A 20,535-nucleotide genomic window follows, 5' to 3' on the forward strand; every position below is an offset into this window, starting at 1 on the left:
TAATACTACTAAATTATGAAATTGTTTTGGGTAAACGAATCAATCAAACAAAATTATAAGCCTCTATGCTATTTATCACTCTTATTACTTTTATCTGCCTGTGCTACCCACAAAATTCAATTAGGAAAAGACACTTATCATGAAATTGTTGAAGAAGAGCTTGATACTGTTAAAAACAGTCATACTCTTTACTTGATAGGCGATGCTGGAAATGCAGATGAAGAACAAACGCAACAAACACTTTCTATTTTAAAACAAAAATTAGACATAGCTGACAAAAATTCAACATTACTATTTCTGGGAGATAATATTTATCCTTTAGGAATGCCTGCTGAGAAAAACACTCCTGAAAGATCAGCTTCTGAAACCAAACTTACCAACCAACTAAAAATTACGGAAAACTTTAAAGGAAAAACGATTTTCATTCCTGGAAATCACGATTGGTATCACGGTTTAAAAGGACTTAAGGAACAGGAAAACTTTGTTACCGAATATTTAAAAGAAAAGAAATCATTCCTCCCTAGAAAAGGTTGTGCTATAGAAAGCATAAACCTAAGTGATGATGCTGTTTTGATCACTATTGACAGTCAGTGGTATTTAGAAAATTGGGACAATCAGCCTTACATTAATGATGATTGTGAAATAAAAACCCGTGATAAATTCTTTGAAGAATTTGAAAGTCTTGTTAACAAAAATCAGAACAAAACTATTGTTATTGCCATTCATCATCCTTTGTTAACCAATGGACCTCATGGCGGACAATTTTCACTAAAAAAACAAATTTATCCATCAAAGCATCCCATCCCCTTACCTATTCTTGGTTCGTTCATCAATCTATTAAGAAAAACATCTGGTATTAGTCCGCAAGATTTACAAAACAAGCAATATGCAGCATTTGTAAACCGAATTAAACCTATCATTCAGAATAGAAATAACATTGTAGTAGTTTCTGGACACGAACATAACTTACAATTTATTGAACACGAAGGTATCAAGCAAATTGTAAGTGGATCGGCTTCAAAAAGAGAAGCTGCAAGAGCCATTTATCCTAAAAACTTTTCTTTTGGTGGTAATGGGTATGCAGTACTCAACATAAAACAAAACGGTAAAGTAGGTACAACATTTTACAGTACCGAAGACAATCAGGAACGTGAAATATTTCATCAGGAAATCATTAAAGAAGTAAAGGAAACTGAGCTAGTCTATACAGGATTAGCTAATAAAACAGCTCAAGCTCCTATATACCCAACAAAATTGACAAAGAAAAATGCTTTTTACCGTTTCTTATGGGGAAAACATTATCGCAACTATTATGGCATTCCAGTTGAAGCTCCTATTGCTAAGCTCGACACTTTATATGGCGGACTTAAACCAAAAATTTCAGGGGGAGGACATCAATCTCTTTCTTTAAGGCTAAAAGACAAAAATGGAAAAGAATATGTTATGCGAGCTCTTAAAAAAAGTGCTTCTCGCTTCCTCCAAAGCGTTGCTTTTAGAGATCAAAATATCGAAAACGAATTCAATAACACCACAGCCGAAAAATTCATTTTTGATTACTACACCACGGCGCATCCTTATACTCCATTCATCATTGGAGATTTAGCAGATAAAGTTGGCGTATTTCATACTAATCCAAAATTGTTTTATGTTCCAAAACAAAAAGTACTGAGTCAATACAATAACACTTTTGGAGACGAATTATACATGATAGAAGAACGACCAACAGATGAACATAAAGATTTAGAAAACTTCGGTAAACCAGATGCTATTGTGGGATCTGAAGATGTATTGGCTAATTTGAGAAAAGATGAAAAATATAGTGTTGATGAAGAAAGCTACATTAAAGCACGTCTTTTTGATATGCTAATTGGCGATTGGGATCGACATGTAGATCAGTGGCGATGGGCAGAATACAAGCAAGGAGAAAAAGTGATTTACAAACCTATTCCTAGAGACCGTGACCAAGCATTTGCCAAAATTGATGGAAATCTTTTAAAACTACTTACCAATATTCCAGCAGCCCGACACATGAAATCTTTTAAAAAGGAATTCCCAAATTTAAAATGGTTCAATTTTGCTGCTAATGCCCTAGACAGACAGTTTATAAAACAAAATGATCCTGAAGTATGGAAAAAACAAGTGAACTACATTGTAAGCAATCTTACTGACGAATCTATTGATATGGCTTTTGCCAATTTACCCAAAGAAATCAATAACGATAATACAACCCTTGACATTAAAGAAAAACTCAAGTATAGAAAACAACATCTTGAAGCTTATGCTTTGAAATATCAAAACAGATTAGAAAAAAGAATACTTCTTTTAGGTACTGATAAAAAAGACAAATTTGTAGTTACTCGAATGCCTGATGGAAAAACGGAAATAACTATAATACGAATAAAAAAAGAAGGAGAAGTAACTCAATTCAGTAAAGTCTATGATAAAAAGAACACCAAAGAAATATTGATTTATGGTTTGGACGATGAAGATGTTTTTGAAGTAAAAGGCAATACTTCAAATTCTATTTTTATCCGATTAATTGGCGGACAAAACAACGATACCTATCGTATTGAAGATGGAAGTTGTGTAAAAATTCATGACTTTAAATCGAAAGAAAATACAATCGAAAACAAAGGCAAAGCTTGTGTAGCTTTATCGAATGATTATGAACTTAATGATTATTATTATAAAAGACCATTATTTAATGCCTTGATGATTATGCCTTCTATAGGTTCAAATCCAGATGATGGAGTAAAACTTGGAGTGGCACTTGATTATACTAAATACGGATTCAAAAACAATCCGTATCAGCAAAAACACCAGTTTAAAGGAAACTACTACTTTGCTACCGAAGGTTTTGAATTGTTCTATAAAGGCACTTTTACAAAAGCAATTGGCTACTGGGATTTTGTGATGGATGCGAGATACACAACTCCTAACTTTAGTATCAATTATTTTGGTTTTGGTAATGAGGTCAAAAATAATGACGATATCCTAGGAATGGATTATAATAGAGTTAAAATTCAGATTCTAAAAGTAGCCCCATCATTGATTAGAAGAGGAAAAAACGGAAGCACAATACAAATTCAGCCTACTTTTGAGAACATTGAAGTAGAAGAGACCACAGGTAGATACGTAAATCAACTTGGAAGTGTAAATAAAAAAGTTTTCGATTACCAAAAATTTGCTGGAATGAATTTCAAGTACAGTTATGAAAATTATGACAATGTTTCAAACCCAACTATGGGAATGACTTTTTCAGTTTTAGCAAGTTGGAAAACCAATTTATCAGACTCTAACCGCAATTTTCCTTATCTAGAAGGTATTTATGGAATTAGTCATAAAATAACTACCAATGGAAAACTGGTATTGGGCACCTTATTGAAAGCCAAAGCTGTTTTAAATGACAATTATGACTTTTATCAAGGAGCAACTATAGGTGGTGATTACGATTTGAGAGGTTACCGAACAGAGCGTTTCTTAGGAAAACAATCTTTCCTCCAGAGTACCGATTTACGATTAAAACTTGGTAAAATACGTCAAAGTCTTGTACCAATGCAGTACGGAATCTTGGGCGGATACGACTATGGTCGTGTATGGCTTGATGGAGAAGATTCCAATAAATGGCACCAATCTGTTGGAGGTGGTTTATGGCTAAACGGCCTTAACACCATAACCGCTAGACTTACCTACTTTAATGGATCTGATGGAAATAGAATTGCTTTCGGGTTAGGTTTTGGGTTTTAATTCTTTAATTTGAACTCATATATTTTTCCTCCCGATTTCTTTACTTTTTCATCGGCAATTAATAATGTCGAATTATCTTTAAAAGTTATTGCTTCTTTCTGGGAATAATGATTTAAATTCAATTCAGTTATTTTTCCTTCAAAGAAATGATCTTCCTTAAAATCTTCAAATAACCACACTTTGCTGTGACTTAACAATGCTACTTTCTTCTCATCTTTAGTTATCGAAGCTGCAGTGATGGCACAGGTATTAAATTCGGAGCAAGTAATAAAAGAACCTATTTGTTCAGCTGGTTGCTTTCCTGTTCGATTAGGAATTTTGTACAACAACGCTTTTCCATCAGAATTTTTACTTCTGTTTTTAGTAATTAAATAAAAGTGATCCTTGCAAACAATAAAAGCTTCAACATCAAACCATTGTTGTGTTTTTTTAGGAGGAAATTCTTTCTGCTCAGGATAATTAAAAGTAGTTTTCGCTACTGTTTTACATTGCGTCTTCCCTAGTGAATCTTTACTAATTTTATAAATACATAAATCTTTTCTTTCATTGTCATTGTTACCAAAATCTCCTATATAAATATTTCCTTCTTTGTCTGAAGCTAAATCTTCCCAATCAATGTTAGTAGCATCACTAATGGTAATTCTTTTAGTAATATCACCATTTAAATCAATACTATTTAATTCGTTTTCATTACCACTGTCTTCTATTGTCCATAGTTTGTTATTTACCCACTCTATCCCCGAAATTTCTTTTAGAGATTTAGGTAACTTTCCTATTTCTGTAACATCACTTTTTTTCTCACAAGAAAACTGAGCCAAAATTAAAGCAGTAATACCCCAAAAACGCATTGTAAACATAGTCTTGGTTTTTAGTGCTAATTTAGAAAATATATACTTTATGAGTTGATAACTACTCTAGTTTTATAAGCATTAGAATACTTTTATTGTAAACTTTTTACCAGAGCTTTAAACCAACAGCAAATGCTTATCTTTGCAAAAAATTGAATATAATATGATTCCTAATGATACAATTGTTGCTTTAGCTACTCCATCTGGTGCAGGAGCTATTGCTGTGATTAGAATTTCAGGTAAACAAGCTATTGCTATTGCTAGTCAGGTTTTTAAATCGGTACGAAATAAAGACTTAACGAAACAAAAATCACACACATTGCATTTAGGTCATATTATTGACCCTTCTACAGACTCAGGGCAAGAAAAAACTTTAGATCAGGTATTAGTAGCTGTGTTTAAAGGACCTAACTCCTACTCCGGTGAAGATACTGTCGAAATTTCGTGCCACGGTTCTACGTTTATCCAACAACAAATCATACAACTATTACTTCGTAAAGGTTGTCGTATGGCGCAAGCTGGGGAATTCACCCTACGCTCTTTTTTGAATGGAAAAATGGATTTATCACAAGCTGAAGCTGTTGCCGACTTAATTGCTTCAGATAATGAAGCAAGCCATCAAATCGCCATGCAACAAATGCGCGGTGGTTTTAGTAATGAATTAGCTAAACTCCGTGAAGAATTACTAAATTTTGCATCACTAATTGAATTAGAATTAGACTTTGCAGAGGAAGATGTTGAATTTGCAGACAGAAGTCAGTTTGTAGATTTATTGAAGAGAATTGAATTTGTATTGAAACGTTTAATTGACTCTTTTGCAGTTGGGAATGTAATTAAAAACGGAATTCCAGTAGCCATTGTGGGTGAACCCAATGTAGGTAAATCTACTTTATTGAATGCTTTACTAAACGAAGAACGTGCTATCGTTTCTGATATAGCAGGAACAACACGTGATACGATTGAAGATGAATTAGTCATCAACGGCATTGGCTTTAGATTTATTGATACCGCAGGTATTCGTGAGACTAAAGATTATGTTGAAAGCATTGGTATCCAAAAAACATTCGAGAAAATTGAACAGGCACAAGTCGTTTTGTTTCTAGTGGATAGTTCACAATTAACCATTGAAAAAATAGAAGATTTAAAAGTTGAAATTGAGCGAATTAAAAACAAATATCCTCAAAAAACTTTACTAGTATTATTCAACAAAAAAGATTTAATGTCAGCTGACTTGATTACTGCACTTGAAACACAAGTTGAACATTCCTTATTCATTAGTGCTAAAAACAAAGAAGGCATCGAGGAATTGAAAAATGCTTTATTATCGTTTGTGAATACAGGTGCTTTACGTAACAATGAAACCATTATTACTAATACAAGGCATTACGATTCATTGCTTAAAGCTTTAGAAGAAATTCAAAAAGTACAATGGGGCATGCAACAAAACTTATCTTCTGACTTAATGGCAATTGATATTCGTCAAGCTTTGTATTACTTTGGTGAAATTACTGGTGAAGTAACAAATGATGAGTTATTAGGAAATATCTTTGCGAATTTCTGTATTGGGAAATAAAAAAGATACTACCTTCGATAGTATCTTTTGTTTTTACAATTATAAATAATAAAAATTACAATTCCATATCGTAACTCACTGGACCATTTTTGTAATTGGTCAGTTTAAGCCAATCAGAAGAATAACCAATACCAACTGGGGAACTATTTTGAGGTTTAGAAGGTTTTGAGTTGATATAACCATCAGAATATTTAGCAATCAATCTATCAGCTAATTCCCACCATCTACTTACAATACTTTGAGAATTAGCATCACACGATTTAGTTAGTTCTTCAACTGAATTTATTCCATCCCATTCCTTAATAAGATTTATTTGAGCCTCTTCCAATTCCTTTTGCAAAGGTTGAATGTCTACCTGACACATTCTTTGAAAATTTAATCTGGACCAATTGTTTACAAAATCAAATGCCCACCAAGCGGCATCACGACTAAATTTTTGCGGATCGCCAATTTGATAAGTTTGAGGAAGCTGAGCTACCTTAGATGGAAAAGGCACAAAACAAGTTGTATACGACACATCTGGACCAAACCAACACAATCCTTTAGTTAATTCTGGAGCATTTGGTCGGGTTTGTAACACATACGTATATCCTTGATAAAATACTGAAATAGGTCGTTCCCAAGCACCATATAATTTATGATTTCCAATATCATAACTTGTACCGTCATAACTTCCGTAGAAACGTGTCGGATCTCCATAAGGTCCAGCGGCAATACCTTTAGTCATGTCAAATTCGGTGCCTTCGTAATGGTCACGATACAATGCAAAAATATCTTGCACATCCAGTTTTTCCTTTGGTGCAATTGAAAAAGGATAATCTGTAGTATAACCTCCATTGGTTACCCAAGGACTTAAACCTAAATCTGGATTTACTCTGTCAAATACACGCCAAACTCTTCGCAATGAATAATAAGGATGATTGTATTCTCCTTCGCTAATAGCAACCAACCAGTCTATTGGACCTTCTTTAGGAGCCCATCCCAGTTTTTGTAATCCTGGAATTAATCGATCAGAGAAAATTTGATCTTCAGAATTTGGAGTTATCTCACGTATACGAAATTCATTGGCAGCCACAAAAATAGTTCCATCTGGCACTCGTTGTGCTATCCATGCCGAATGGTATTCTTCATCAGGCAAAGCACACATTTCAAAAACCCAAGCTTCTTTTTCATCGGCAACTAATAAGGTTTCACCCGTTGAGAAATAACCGTATTCATCGATAAGTGCTCCCATAACTTGTACCGCTTCACGAGCCAGTTTGCAGCGTTCTAAAGCAATACGAGACAATTCGGCACTGTAAAAAAGACGACAATGCTTTCCGGTTTTCTCCGCTACCTCTTGCGTTACTGGACTTTGAGGCATAAACTTGGCTCCATTTGTACATTCACCAAACATTAAATTATGCTCGTTCATGATTCCGTAGCTTCCATCAAAATATGCATAGGTATGCGCTACTTGAGGAATTTTTCCAATAAGTGGTGTTTCAGGCCATTCAGGAGTATCATAACCTGATCCTCGATCCTTAGTAACTAAACGAGGATATCCATCATTTGTGCCATTAACAATTCCTCTTTCACTCCCTTCTGAATGATCTTGTGCTGGAACATAAATAAAGCGTTGATCTGAAAGTTCGTTATCATCAGAGTGTGTAACTACCATAGAACCATCTTTTGTGGCTCCACAGGTAATAATCATAGTGGTACACATATATTGTATCGTTTATCTGATTAATAATTTAACTTATTCACCTGAACATTTACAAAACCACTGCCCTATTTGAGATGCAATATTAGTAGGATAGTTACTCGCTCCTGCACTACTTCCTGGTGGTGGTGGTTGTTGTGGATATAACTCGTTTTTGTCATTCATGAAAACCAATTGTTTGTCTGGTAAGTTTTGATAAATTACTACAAACGATGAACCTCCATAATGGAACATGCCCATTTCTTGGCCTTTTGTTACAATTGCTCCTTGTTTCATTGTAGCATCAAATTGAACTGTTGAAACTTCACTCATTCCTAAAGGAATACAACAAACATTTCCGTAATCTTCTGTTTCAAAAACAATAATTCCACGTGCATTAGCTTCAGATAAATATGGAGTCGAAGCTGTAGTTGCTCCTCCATAATCTGGTAATACTAATTTGCTAAAGAAACATCCTGGCACAACTAATGGATCAAACAATACTTTTCCATTTACAGGAACCCACCAGCGGTGAAAGTTATAAGGATTAAGATAGGTTTGAAATACATAACCGCCTTCAAACATTTCTCTTAGTTTATATTTTTCGATGACAGCATTTTGCACTGGATCTGATGAACTTAAAATATCATCTAATGAATACGGCATCCCTTTTAACCAAAACACATCTTTTCTTTTTACTTGTGGTTGCCAGCAAAACAGTGAACCATCATTTGGCGAAATAACTACTTGATTACTATCAGGAGCAGCAACAGGGCGTGAAGCTTTTGGATCTAAAAATTCACGAGTGAAAAATGAATCCCATGATTTCCAATACGGTAATGTTTCAGAATCTTTTTTCCAAATAGGAAAATCATATTGTTTTTTTGCTGTATCAGATAACCATTGTTCACCATCGACCATAAATCCAGCTGCTGAAGCTGGTGTCACTAAAAACTTAGCCCAATCATCTAAAATAGCCTTCATTTTTTCGTTAAACATAGGAAGCCGGAACAAAGTACTTCCTCCTAACGTTGCATCTATACCCACTACAAATGCAGAGAAAGGTAATCCCACCAAGTCATTGTTGATATATTGTGGCGGTAAATTTAAAATTGTATTGAAACCATGCAATAAAACTTCCAAATTAGGAATTCTTGGAATTGGTGCTTCTTGTGTGGATTGATTAGCATGAACAATATTATCATTTTGCTGAAAAGCATTATCAGCTAAATATGTTAGTACATCATTCCCTTGAATTAATTCTTTAAGCGCTTGAACACTTGGTGCAAGTTCTTTGGGGTCTGTTTTTAAAATCATTTCAAAAAACATTCTGAAAGATTCACGATTGGGCTCTGGAAGCCAGCCACTCTGTCTATTGAATGGCACAAAATTTTGTGGTAACATTGTTTTTAGTTTTTAGTTGTTTGTTTATTTCTACTTCTAAGTTTTTTCAGATTTCGCCAAACATTAAATTCTGAATGGTTATAATCTAAATTTTTATTCTTCAAACTTTCACAGTTTTGAATGTTATAAATTAACAATATTTTTCTTATAATATGTTTGATTTTAAATTAAAGTTTTGAAAATTATTCAACAATATTAGTCAGAAATTCAAAATTGGAAACCAGTATATTTACGTGATTTTACATTTAAAAAATCAGAATTAACAAAGAAATTTTCTTGATAACTTGTTATGGTTTCTGCTTAAAAGAAGTTTCTTTTTTTTAATTTTAGCAAGAATTAAAAAAAATTAATATGGAAAACGAAAACATCATTGTTGCGCAGGCCAATGACTTAGAGAAAGCACAGTTTTACAAAAAAACGTATTCACATGTAGCTTTAGCTATCTTAGCTTTTATTGTAGTTGAAACTTTACTATTAAATATCCTTCCTATTGAATGGATTATTGGTATGGTAGCACATAAATTTATGTGGTTATTTATCATTGGTTTAATGTGGTTAGGTTCATCATTATCTGAACGATTAACATTTCACCCTTCACGTCAACAACAATACCTTGGTTTAGGAGCTTATGTAATACTTCAAGCTATTGTTTTCTTACCTCTTATTACCATTGCAATGGCAACTGCTGGAACAGAAATTTTATCACAAGCTGCTTTAATTACACTTTTTATGTTTTCGGGATTAACAGCTGTTGTTTTTATCACTAAAGCTGATTTTTCTTTCTTAAGAACTGCTATCACTGTTGGTGGATTTATCGCTCTAGGACTAATTGTTTGTGGAGCCATTTTTGGATTCAACCTAGGACTTTGGTTTTCTGTAGGAATGGTGGTTTTAGCTTCAGCAAGTATATTATATGAAACAAATAAGCTAAAAGAGCAATATAATACAGAACAATATGTAGGAGCAGCTTTACGTCTATTTGCTTCGGTAATGTTATTATTTTGGTATATACTACGCATACTAATGAGTAGAAAAAACTAAACCAAAACTTGAATAAAAACAAAAAACCCTGATTAGTTTCTAATCAGGGTTTTTTGTTTATTGTTTGACAAAATTTCCATCAAAATCAATTGAATACTTTATAGATTCTGTTGCAGTGTTTTTCCCATTTTCTAAAGACTTTTTTGTCACTGTAATTACATAATCTTCATCAATTGAAAAACTTGTTATTTCTTTATAAGAATCGTCGCCAGATTCATGCCATTCTCCCTCTACATAAAGTTTACCAAGAAGCTTGTTTTCAAAAATTGTTGCTAAGTAAAATCTATAATTAAAATCACCACAATCTACAGGAACTAAAATAACTTTTCTGTTTTCAGAATTAGGTAAAGCGATATAGCGCAAAGTACTGCTATCACAAAGCAATTCATCAATTCCTTCAAACTTACAATCTGTAGTATTGTATTTTATTTTGTTAATGTCTATTTTTTAAGAATATGGTAACGCTAGAGTAGATTTTAATAGGCATTCATTTTCAGGTGTTGCAGATGCTTCAACTATAGAATCTTTAGATTCCACAGTACCAACAGTATTTATTTTTGCAATTTCATTTTCTTTACAACTAAGGAAAGATACAAATAGAATTATAGCAATTGATTTTAAATTTTCAACAATCATAAAATTAACATGAAGTATTCAATACTAATAAGATAGAACTTTGTAATTATTGTCTATTTTAAAATATTTTGTTTCTTCACCAATGCTTCCAATTTCATTGAATGATGAGAACTTATTATCTAAAATTGTTATCAACACAAAATATTCTGAATCTCCTCTTGCGATTGAGGCTATAATTTTCTTTGATTTATCATCTGTATTTAAAAAGAAACATTTATAGGTTTCACCCTCATATCCTTTTGATACTAAATAATCAATTAACTTTGATGTTGGTGTATAACTATTTTTAATTTCATTAGGCAGATTTTTTATGTAGCTTTTTAAATCGAAAGGAACAGAAATTAAATTATATGGAGCTTTTTCAGTAACAACTTCTAAATTATTAGATGTATTTTGATTTACTATTCCTTTTGGGAATAGTTCAATACCTACTTTCGACAATTCGCTTTTTAATAGTGAATCATCATCATTTAAAATATTCAGAGCATCGGAATTTAAATGAATACTCTTTAGTAATTCATTGCCGTCATTTTCGAAAACATAAGTTTCGAAATATTCATCTTGAGGATTTTCATTAATATACTGTGTAACATTATATTTTATTTCAACTGAATTTTTATTCTTCTTTCTAGAAACTTCATTATAAGTCATAGCACAACCTGAACCACAATCGATAGTAAAAGAAGTTATTGATTGATTTAAATCCTTATTTTCAAAAATAATCTTGGCATGCATTTTTCCATTTTGTAATGAATCCAATACAAAATCCTTATTATTTACAATGTCTTTTTTACAACTAACTAAAGAGAATAATAGGATTGTAATTATTATACCTTTTTGCATTAAGATTATTTACTTTAAAATTTATGTTTTATTAAAACATCCAAAGATTATAGAAACTTATTCCATACCTGGATAAGCTACACCACCAGTCTTAGTTTCTTCATAAATACTTTGAAAATCTTTAATATTGTAATAATTTTTACTTTCGAATTCTTTTTGAAATTCTTCACTTGATACGGAAGGGAAAAAATTATAATAATCATTAGATTGATTATCTACAATTTTTGTAAGATGATAAGCTAATTTTCCCATAATTTCAGCTTTTTGAGAAAAAGCTAAATCACTATCATTACTATTATATAAATATCTCAAATAATTTTCAACAGGTTCTATATATTTTTGGGGGGAATCTTTTATTATTTTGACAATCTCTTCATTAAAATGAAGTTTTCCATCACATGTTTTAGTCCAAATAACTTTACCAAACTCTTCATCATCTTTAAGATTTTTATCTAAAACAAATTTTGTGAGTTCTTTATCTTCTACATACCCAAAAGTTTTCACTAAAATTTCTAAGAATTCTACATCATTAGTTTTTAACCAGGTAAGACTTGCCTTGTCATCATTAAATAAAAATTTATTGCGATTCATTATTTTTTGAATATTTGATTGACGTTGGTTTGATAAATCACTTATGTCTTTCCAAAATTCAATCGAACATTCAGTTCCGTTTTCATTCTTGATTTTACTTGATAAACTATTTTCAATTTTAGCAACCTCTTGATAATCATTTTGATAATTAACTAACTCGGGAATAAAATAAAAATCAGTTATAAATTTTTCGTTTTTTATTATATAAGTGCCATAAAAGTCAATTTTATTAGAAGGTAGCATTGAAAATTCTTTATTACATTTATCTAAAAAACTGATGTACAGATATTTATTTCGCGAATTAAAGTCAATTATTCTTTTAAAAATTTTCTCTATTCTATTTTTGAATTCATCTTCAGATATTACTCTATAGCCATTAAGATTCAATTTTTCCTTAACTATTTGCACAACAGCATCTAATTCGATGCTTTCAAACTCTTTTTTGGGTATTTCTACACCAGCCTCGCTTATGTACTGATTTGCTCCCTCTTTTAATTGTTTTTTTAGAACTTCACTTATCATATTTTTATCATTTTCAGTGACAATGTTTTCATTTTTAGAATTGATTTCATTTTTGCAACTCATATTTGATAACAATATCAAAAGAGTAATACTTTTAAAAAAAATACTTTTCATATAATTTATTTTATCTAGAACTAGAATTTGAGTTTTCAGAATCAACATCATATTTAGGTAATTTTTTTTCTTCATCTTTTGGTTTATAATTTGAAGGTTTCATAATTGCAAAGATATCTTTACTAGTTTTAGATACAGTACCTAAACATATTTTTTGCCCACCAGTTACTTTTGAACCTTGATTCCCACCTAAATATACATACTTATCTCCAGCTGAGTTCTCACCCACAATTATTGCTACATGAGAAAAAGAAAAAACGATTATTGCTCCAACAAAAACCTCAGATTTTTCACCGTTAATCCATCCATCTTTTGACTTATTTCCTTTTATCTTAGAATTGTCCTTTTCAGCCCAATCAAAAGCCCCCACATTACCTTTTACATTTGTATCTTTATAATCTTTTGTGTTTTGAAAACACCAAAAAATAAAAGTAGCACACCATGCATCTGTGTATTTTAGACTAGGGCTACCTGACAGTTTAAAATATTCAGATATCCTTTCTTTTAAAGGACTTTCTTTCTCTGTTAATCCTTTATAAGTTTCAAATTCCTCAAAAGCGACATCAACCCAAGGAGCTCTTCCTTTTTGTTGTTTTTTCTCTTCTTTTACATTTTTACATTCACCACGAAAAATATTTCCTTTTCCTTTATTATAATGTTCATTTTTTAAAACTTTTGCAACTTCGCCAACTGTAGTTTTACCATTAACAAAACCAGCTCTTTGTTCATATGCTTGTCGGGTATATACCCATTTTTTTCTTTTAGTTTTTTCATCTGGCTCAGTCATAAAACTAGGATTTGAAGCATAGCCATATTTTGTAACCCAAGGTTCTACTTGTATATTTTTTTTCCTTTGTTCAGTACTTGTTTTACTTCCATCTCCATCAGGTACTGAAATACTTTCATCAAACAAAACATATCCTGAATTATTACCTTGTCCTACAGCATTGGGTTTGAGTACCATTAAATATAAATCAGTCATTGTATTCAATTGACCTTTTTTCTTTTCCAAGTACTTTTTAACATAATCCATTTGTTCTATAAATGTCATTTTTTTTAATTGTGACCTTGTCGTACCAATAGATTTTGCTGCTCCATCACTAAACTGAATTAATCCAGAATAACCAGCACCATTGTCAGAAGATGGGCTAAAACTATTCGCAGTTTCTAAATGCATTACAGACATTAATTCACTCGCTTTTTCTTTCTTTTTACTTTCACCCCAAATAGATGCACAAACTTCCAAAACTTTTTTCCTTTGATCACAAGTAAGTCTATCACTCCAATAAAATTGATTTTCTTCTTGTTTACAAAAACATACGTTTGTAGATTCTTTCTTAGTAGTTTTAGAATCAGCCACTTTTGCCACAGTAGTACTCTCAGCTACATCAACAACTATTGAGGAAATATCTGCTTGCAAACTTTTACTAAAAATATGTGAAGGTACATTCATTACTTTTGCCCGAGCAAATAATTCTTGAGAACTACCTTCTCCTATCTCGTATTCATTTCCTTTGTTTTGCATTGCTTTTGTAAGCTTTATGTTTTCGTAACATAAATCTGAGGTAATAACAATATCTTTAGAATACAATTCGTCATTAGGATCAAATGTATCCTTTTCATACAACCACAATCGAACCTTTTTATTTTTCAGCCCCTTTGAAGCTATATAAACTCTAATGTTATTCCCGAAAGTACTTTTAGTTAATTTAGCACCTTTATCATTTGCAATGTAAATAGCACTTATTCCTACTTGACTGGATTGAGTAGGCTTAGGTTCTTCTTTCTTAACAGGCCCTTTATAATCTGGTGCAGATGGTTTGGGTTTACTCCCTTTTAAATGATCTTGAATTTCTTCTTTTCGCTTTTCTTTGTAGTCTGGATTTCGTATGTTAAAGTTTGCACTTGCTTTTGAATCGCCCGAAGCATGAGCTATGGCATAATATTCATGTGTTTTTCCTTCATTTGAGTCTCCCTTAGACAAATGAGCATTTGCAATTTTTTTAAAATCAGGATTTAACGTAAATATCGCATGGGCTACTCCTTTTTCACCAACTAAAGCCTTCTCCTTAACACCTACTTGGTTGTATTTGTTGGCTTCATCATGTCCTTCTCCATTAGCATCATCTTCCCAAAGGGTTATGTAGATGTATTCACCCTTCATACCCGTTGTAGTAACATGAACGTTGATTTTTTCGCCGTAAGCTAATGGACCATTAATAGGTTTATTGTTGCTATCGCTAATTTTAATGCTTAGAATTTCCTTTTTTTCTGAAGCTTCAACCTCTATTAATAAAGCACTACCATCATTTAAATTGGGTTCATCAAGATAAGCAACCACTTTATATTTGTTTCCTACTGCTTTATCTTGAAAACGAATTTTACCTTCCTCTTTTTGAAGAATAAGTTCTGGTTTTGTACCATTTTGCATGTAATACAAATCCCACTTTACTTTTTCTTCGTTTCTGTCTTCCTCTGGTGTTCCTTCGTACCAATCAGTAACTTCATAATCTTCCCATACTCCAACTTTAACTGTACTTTTCCCTTTAATAATCTTTACTCCTTTTTTATCTTTTTCTTCATTATAAAAAGGAATATTTAGCACATCACCTGGTTTAATATCTAATTTATATTTTTGAGAGCTAAATAGAGAGCCTCCATAGGATGCAAGTGAAATATGAGGATTAGCTTGAACTAAATCACTTTCAGAAATATTATTTGCCAAGCAAATATCTTGCACTGTTTCGTTTCCACTTACAGTATATGTCTTAAAGTCGTTGTACTTTGTATTCATTATTCTGCGTGATTAGTTTGTTCTTGTTCCTGCTCTGTCTGGTATTGCTCTGTATCTACAGCTGGGTTCAACTGATTAGTAGCTACGGGATCTGCTTTTCTAGCTTGTTGCTGGCTCGGTTTTGCTTTTTGTCCATGATCTGTGATTGTTATACAATCTGGACCGCCTATAGGACAAGTTGCTTTACTCGACTCCATAAGTGCCTTTCCACCATTTTCATCAAGTGTAATTTTTTCATAAAAACCAGTCCATTGCGTTACTTGAGCTTGGCAGGTTTTGTATCCTCCTGGTATGGGTTGTTGTTTACAAGGACCAAAAGTGTTTTTCTCAAATGTTTGACCAATATCTTTATTGGTTGCCATTAGCTTTTCGCTCCCTTCAGGATCATTGATAAAAGTCTTTTTTTGGGTTTTAACTTTCAACTTATCGGGTGTATTTCCAAATTTACATTGGCAAATCGCCCCTTGACAAACTAGATGCTTTTCTGACATGGCTCTTACTAAAAATTAAACATTATTACCATTAATTTTGTGATACTTCTGCTTGTTTTGTTATGAAAGACAATTCAATGGTTGTATCATTATCCTGAACAATAGACGCTTTACAAGAATCGATGCTCTTATTTTTTTCATCAAACGTATACTGGGCTTTAATCTTAATAAATGGTGAGTCAGATTGCAACATTAAATCTCCAGCGTTACTATTTTCTGGCACAATATTCATCAATATATCGCCATCAAAATCCATAAAAGGGGCTGTTTTCCAAATAGCAGAACCTTTCTGTTCGATTTGTCTTTTATCTATTGGATTAAAAAAGAAATAGTGAAACAACTGGTTTTTGAATAATTTCTTCAATGACTCGATATTCTTTAAATTCCTATCGTTGCATTGTATATAATTCACTGCCATATCACCTTCATAATAATTAAGCAATTGGTTTTTAATCGCTTCCCATCGCTCAATTAATCTAGGATATTCATAAACTTGAACAACATCTCCTTTTTCATCTATAGAAAATCGAACTGGATAGAGTGCATTACCACACGCTAAGGCCAAACTATCAAAAACCCCAGTAGGTTCTTCATTATCTATCAACAGATTTTTACGATCAATTTCGTAACCTTTAATCAATGCCGTTACATGACCTAATAATATCACTTCCATTTCATATTGTAACGATTTGTTCAACAAACCACTAACATATTGTTTGTGAATTACTTCAAAAACTTTTTTCCCTACAAGAGGATTTTCTGAAACTTTTTTATCTGATGAAAACGATAAATTCATAGCTAATTTTTGAATAGGCCAATGTAATACAATTCTTATATTTTACAAAAAATACACAATAGTATTTTTCTTATGTTTCTGTAATTATTAGTCAAAGAGTATCAACTAAAATAAGTTGAGTAAAAAATAGAGAAGATTATTTTTATACTTTTATTAATCTTGATAGGAATCCCTAAATCGTAAATGACTATTGGGATAAATACGAATACTATCTACTTCTATTGGTTTACCATTTAAATCAATACTGAGTTCACTGTTATCCTCTTTAATTTTAATATTAAAAAAATTGTCTTGAATTCCTGAAGCTTTAAGCTTTTCATTGGTTTTATCCCAGTTGAAAAAAATTCGGCTGATGTAACGCTCATTTTTTCCAGTTTCCCAGTAAATATTTAAAATCTCAGGAATAGCTCTCTTTTTAACTTCAGGATTTGAAACAAAAGGCCTATATAAAGATTCAAATTCTCCATTATACGAATCATTGTCTAGAGCAAGAAATCTGAAATTATGATTAGTTGAGGTCACATTAAAACTCCAATCATACTTGATTCTATAGTTTTCCCATGGCTGTGGTGAAGCTTTAGGAATACTCATTGATTCAATTAATTCTTTGTGAGTTTCAGGTTCTATTCGGTATGTGCTTAACAATTTAGCTTCACATTCTTTAATTTTCTTTTCATCATTTAACTCATGAGCCGTATAGCGTCCAACTTCAATAGAAATATTGGCGTAGCATATCCAAACTACTACCATTCCTTTTGGAGCAAAACCAAAAACCAAAGTACTAAAAGGACTATACGTATTTCTATACTCTTCATAACTATTATTATAATCTTGCAAAGTAATAAACTCGTTAAGGGCTCCTTCACCTTTATCAGAAATAGGATAACATCTTGTTGTCATCTCTTTCATATAATCATGTTCAAGGTCTTGTTGTATCTCATAATACTTATTTTCATAATAAGAATAATAAGTAATTCCAAAACCTATAGGTGTACCTTTTTGTTTAGTCCACATTTTACCTGAAGATCCCCATTGCCCACTAGTACTTCCATATGGTAAACTTGCAGGAGTTCCTTCTAGTGTGGTTATATAATCCATAACTGGTGTTACTTCATAATTGTTGTTAGGATGACAAATTTCAGTATTGAATTCTGGTAAATTAGCTTTCATTTGACAATGCAAATTAAATTGTGATAGAACAATTAAAATAAATAATCTTCTTAAATAGCTAAACATATTGTATTTAAATTGCTCATTATATTATTTCAAAGTTTATAAGTCTAAAACTTAAAAATCTTTTAATAATTTGATTAGTAAATCTTTTAACGAATCCTTTTTTAGCTTAAACTCATCAAAGTATTCATTTCTTTTGTCTGTATTGTTAAAAAATCTTGTAAAAACTTCATAATTCTCCTTAAGTTGGCCAATTAGATATAAAAAAGCGTCTAATTTCTCTTTTTTAATATTATTTTCTAATTCAGGAAAGACCTTTTCAAAATTCATAACGTTCTCCCAAAATAAATAGGCATCAGATTCTAAATTTTGAATTTCAGAATCAGCATTTGTTTTTAGAAAAGCTGAACCATCTTTTTCGATTTTTTCTAAAATATAATATTGCTTTACTAAAAAATCAACTCCTTCTCTATTTTCTTTTTTAGGATCTGTTTTTAAAAAAGAATTATACATCTCATTTAAGTTTGCTTTTGAGCTTTGAGAAAACATAACAATCGAAGGGAAAAGAATTAAAATAATTTTAAATATTTTATCCATGATGTATTTCTCTTTTACGTTTATTTTGAGGTAAAGCACCCTCATCTCTTGCTGATAATCCAAACAGATTACTCTTTACTGACCAATGCAGATACTCATTCCTCAATTTTTTTAAATCAGCTTCATTAATATAGTTTGTGTAATGTTCCTTTTTAATGTCTTCAATGCAAACTCTTGAAAAAATTTCGAAATCTTTTTTGCTTTTGTTGTATGTCCCAACATACTTGTTTCGTATCGAAGCGCAAGCATTGAAATAACCTAAAATTTGGCTATAAACACTGTTTATAAAATTGTCTTTTATTTCGTATTTTTTTAAAGAAGATTCTTTGTAAACTACGTCAAAACTTTTGGACTGATCTGTCATCAATTTTAAAGGAATCTTATCATACTTATTATAAAGCATTCTTTTACCAACAAGCCCATAATTAAATTGATTTTCATACCAACTCGTCGAAGGATCAAACTCTTTTTCGTAAAAGAATTGTTTATTAATTTGAGGGTCTTTAAACCAACCTTCATCTACAACATAGGCTTTAAATTTATCAAACTCTTTGCTTTTGTTATTTGTAGCCATTTCTCTATGTTCAGGAGTATCTGGTATTTGAATATTGTCAATCACAGAAATTTCTTTAATATTATCAAGATAAGAACCCCCTATATCAGAGTGAACTCCAGGTAATGTTAATTCCAAACCTCTCAAACCAGCTGAATTAATATCTGATAAATCAAAATTTTCTCTATATTCATCATCTGATGCTAAATGAAATACATATCTAGCTTTTTGAATACTATCTAATTTAAGATCACTCACATCATTGCCATGATATACTCCAAAAGAAGCAACTGTATCATAAACCCCTACAAAATTGAACCTTATTTCCTTGATTTTCATACCTGAATTCAACAAACAAGCTCCAAAATAACCATACTTATCTATAAATTCAGTATTTTCTAGAGTTAGATAAAAGGTATAAGATCTATCATTAAAAGCATAATCTGGATAAACTTGATATTTAAACTTCTTATCTCCTACTCTTTGCATTAAAAGGTAATTGGCCATTTTACTGGCAACATAAACAAAATGTCTTGCTGCGGCTGCTCCACGGCTAAATCCATAAACATTTACATGAAGTATATCAATCTCTTTAGACTGATATCCCTTTCGTTCCATTTGCTTTACCGCATCCATACAGCCTTTAGTAACTTTTGCAGGAACCCCTGTGTCACCTTGACCCAATGCTACCCCAGGAAATGTAGTATCTCCTTTTAAATTTTCGGTTCCAATACCTTCGATATATACAGCAATCTGATTTTCAGCATCTGAATCAATTGCATCAAAACCTCTAGCAACATTCGTATAGTCATTTTCAAAACTATCATCATTTTTATTCCCTTTTTTGATATAGGCTTGATGATTACTTGAACTAGTATTTCTTGCTTCAGTATTCGTTTTATTATTTTGAGTACCATCAAAGAAGAGGTTCAAATTCACATTGATGGAATTTGACAAAGTATCCTCTTTATTAGAAGCCTCATAATCAGACTCGACCACACCTTCACCTTCGCCCTTCCATTGATTTTTCATTGGAGTTTGAAACTCATAATTACCTGAATTTGCCGTCAAATTCATGGCGGTAGACGTGTTAATCAAATCTCCTTCTACAATTCTTGTGATACTCAT

At 31.8% G+C, this 20,535-nt stretch carries 15 protein-coding genes; 3 read left to right on the forward strand and 12 right to left on the reverse strand.

The genetic code is table 11. The annotated features are described in order from the left end of the window. Positions 1-15 precede the first annotated feature (15 nt). Entirely contained in the window at positions 16-3,747 is a 3,732-nt protein-coding gene (locus BUC09_RS09835; RefSeq protein ID WP_073311062.1) for a metallophosphoesterase, read from the forward strand. Here BUC09_RS09835 and BUC09_RS09840 read toward each other — a convergent pair. After that, positions 3,744-4,604 (reverse strand): hypothetical protein, encoded by an 861-nt coding sequence (locus BUC09_RS09840; protein WP_317041198.1) that lies wholly within the window; start codon positions 4,602-4,604, stop codon positions 3,744-3,746. The genes BUC09_RS09835 and BUC09_RS09840 overlap by 4 nt on opposite strands. A gap of 154 nt (positions 4,605-4,758) precedes the next feature. On the opposite strand from BUC09_RS09840, the gene mnmE reads away from it, so the two are divergent. Beyond that, entirely contained in the window at positions 4,759-6,168 is a 1,410-nt protein-coding gene (gene mnmE / locus BUC09_RS09845) for a tRNA uridine-5-carboxymethylaminomethyl(34) synthesis GTPase MnmE (RefSeq protein ID WP_073311064.1), read from the forward strand. 55 nt (positions 6,169-6,223) lie between these two features. On the opposite strand, the gene BUC09_RS09850 is transcribed toward mnmE, so the two are convergent. Then, positions 6,224-7,864: a dipeptidase gene (locus tag BUC09_RS09850; RefSeq protein ID WP_234972542.1), complete on the reverse strand. Its 1,641-nt coding sequence runs from the start codon at positions 7,862-7,864 to the stop codon at positions 6,224-6,226. A 45-nt stretch (positions 7,865-7,909) separates the two neighbouring features. Then, positions 7,910-9,256, reverse strand: a complete 1,347-nt coding sequence (locus BUC09_RS09855; RefSeq protein ID WP_200778485.1) for a phosphatidylserine decarboxylase family protein — start codon at positions 9,254-9,256, stop codon at positions 7,910-7,912. A 351-nt stretch (positions 9,257-9,607) separates the two neighbouring features. Here BUC09_RS09855 and BUC09_RS09860 point away from each other — a divergent pair, with 351 nt between their 5' ends. Next, positions 9,608-10,297 (forward strand): Bax inhibitor-1/YccA family protein, encoded by a 690-nt coding sequence (locus BUC09_RS09860; RefSeq protein ID WP_073311068.1) that lies wholly within the window; start codon positions 9,608-9,610, stop codon positions 10,295-10,297. A 57-nt stretch (positions 10,298-10,354) separates the two neighbouring features. Here BUC09_RS09860 and BUC09_RS09865 read toward each other — a convergent pair whose 3' ends face one another. The 9 genes from BUC09_RS09865 to BUC09_RS09910 all read right to left on the reverse strand — a co-directional run bounded on the left by BUC09_RS09865 (position 10,355) and on the right by BUC09_RS09910 (position 20,535). Further along, entirely contained in the window at positions 10,355-10,660 is a 306-nt protein-coding gene (locus BUC09_RS09865) for a hypothetical protein (RefSeq protein WP_073311070.1), read from the reverse strand. Between the two features lie 297 nt (positions 10,661-10,957). Further along, complete coding sequence (locus BUC09_RS09875) at positions 10,958-11,776, reverse strand: hypothetical protein (RefSeq protein WP_073311074.1); 819 nt, start codon at positions 11,774-11,776, stop codon at positions 10,958-10,960. Positions 11,777-11,833: 57 nt separating this feature from the next. Continuing rightward, a complete protein-coding gene (locus BUC09_RS09880) occupies positions 11,834-12,952 on the reverse strand; it encodes a hypothetical protein (protein WP_143161905.1) in 1,119 nt (372 codons plus the stop codon). Positions 12,953-13,013: 61 nt separating this feature from the next. Then, positions 13,014-15,797 (reverse strand): C40 family peptidase, encoded by a 2,784-nt coding sequence (locus tag BUC09_RS09885; RefSeq protein ID WP_073311078.1) that lies wholly within the window; start codon positions 15,795-15,797, stop codon positions 13,014-13,016. Beyond that, a complete protein-coding gene (locus BUC09_RS09890; protein ID WP_073311080.1) occupies positions 15,797-16,288 on the reverse strand; it encodes a DUF4280 domain-containing protein in 492 nt (163 codons plus the stop codon). The genes BUC09_RS09885 and BUC09_RS09890 overlap by 1 nt, the downstream gene beginning before the upstream one ends. Positions 16,289-16,319: 31 nt before the next feature. Further along, on the reverse strand, positions 16,320-17,084 hold the full coding sequence (locus BUC09_RS09895; protein WP_073311082.1) for a hypothetical protein: 765 nt from the start codon (positions 17,082-17,084) through the stop codon (positions 16,320-16,322). Positions 17,085-17,237: 153 nt separating this feature from the next. Next, positions 17,238-18,254, reverse strand: a complete 1,017-nt coding sequence (locus BUC09_RS09900) for a DUF2931 family protein (RefSeq protein WP_159432947.1) — start codon at positions 18,252-18,254, stop codon at positions 17,238-17,240. Between the two features lie 117 nt (positions 18,255-18,371). Beyond that, complete coding sequence (locus BUC09_RS09905; RefSeq protein ID WP_073311086.1) at positions 18,372-18,854, reverse strand: hypothetical protein; 483 nt, start codon at positions 18,852-18,854, stop codon at positions 18,372-18,374. After that, complete coding sequence (locus BUC09_RS09910) at positions 18,847-20,535, reverse strand: T6SS phospholipase effector Tle1-like catalytic domain-containing protein (protein ID WP_073311089.1); 1,689 nt, start codon at positions 20,533-20,535, stop codon at positions 18,847-18,849. Before BUC09_RS09910 ends, BUC09_RS09905 begins: the two co-directional genes overlap by 8 nt.

The sequence above is a fragment of the Flavobacterium terrae genome, assembly GCF_900142035.1.
Lineage (GTDB): Bacteria > Bacteroidota > Bacteroidia > Flavobacteriales > Flavobacteriaceae > Flavobacterium > Flavobacterium terrae.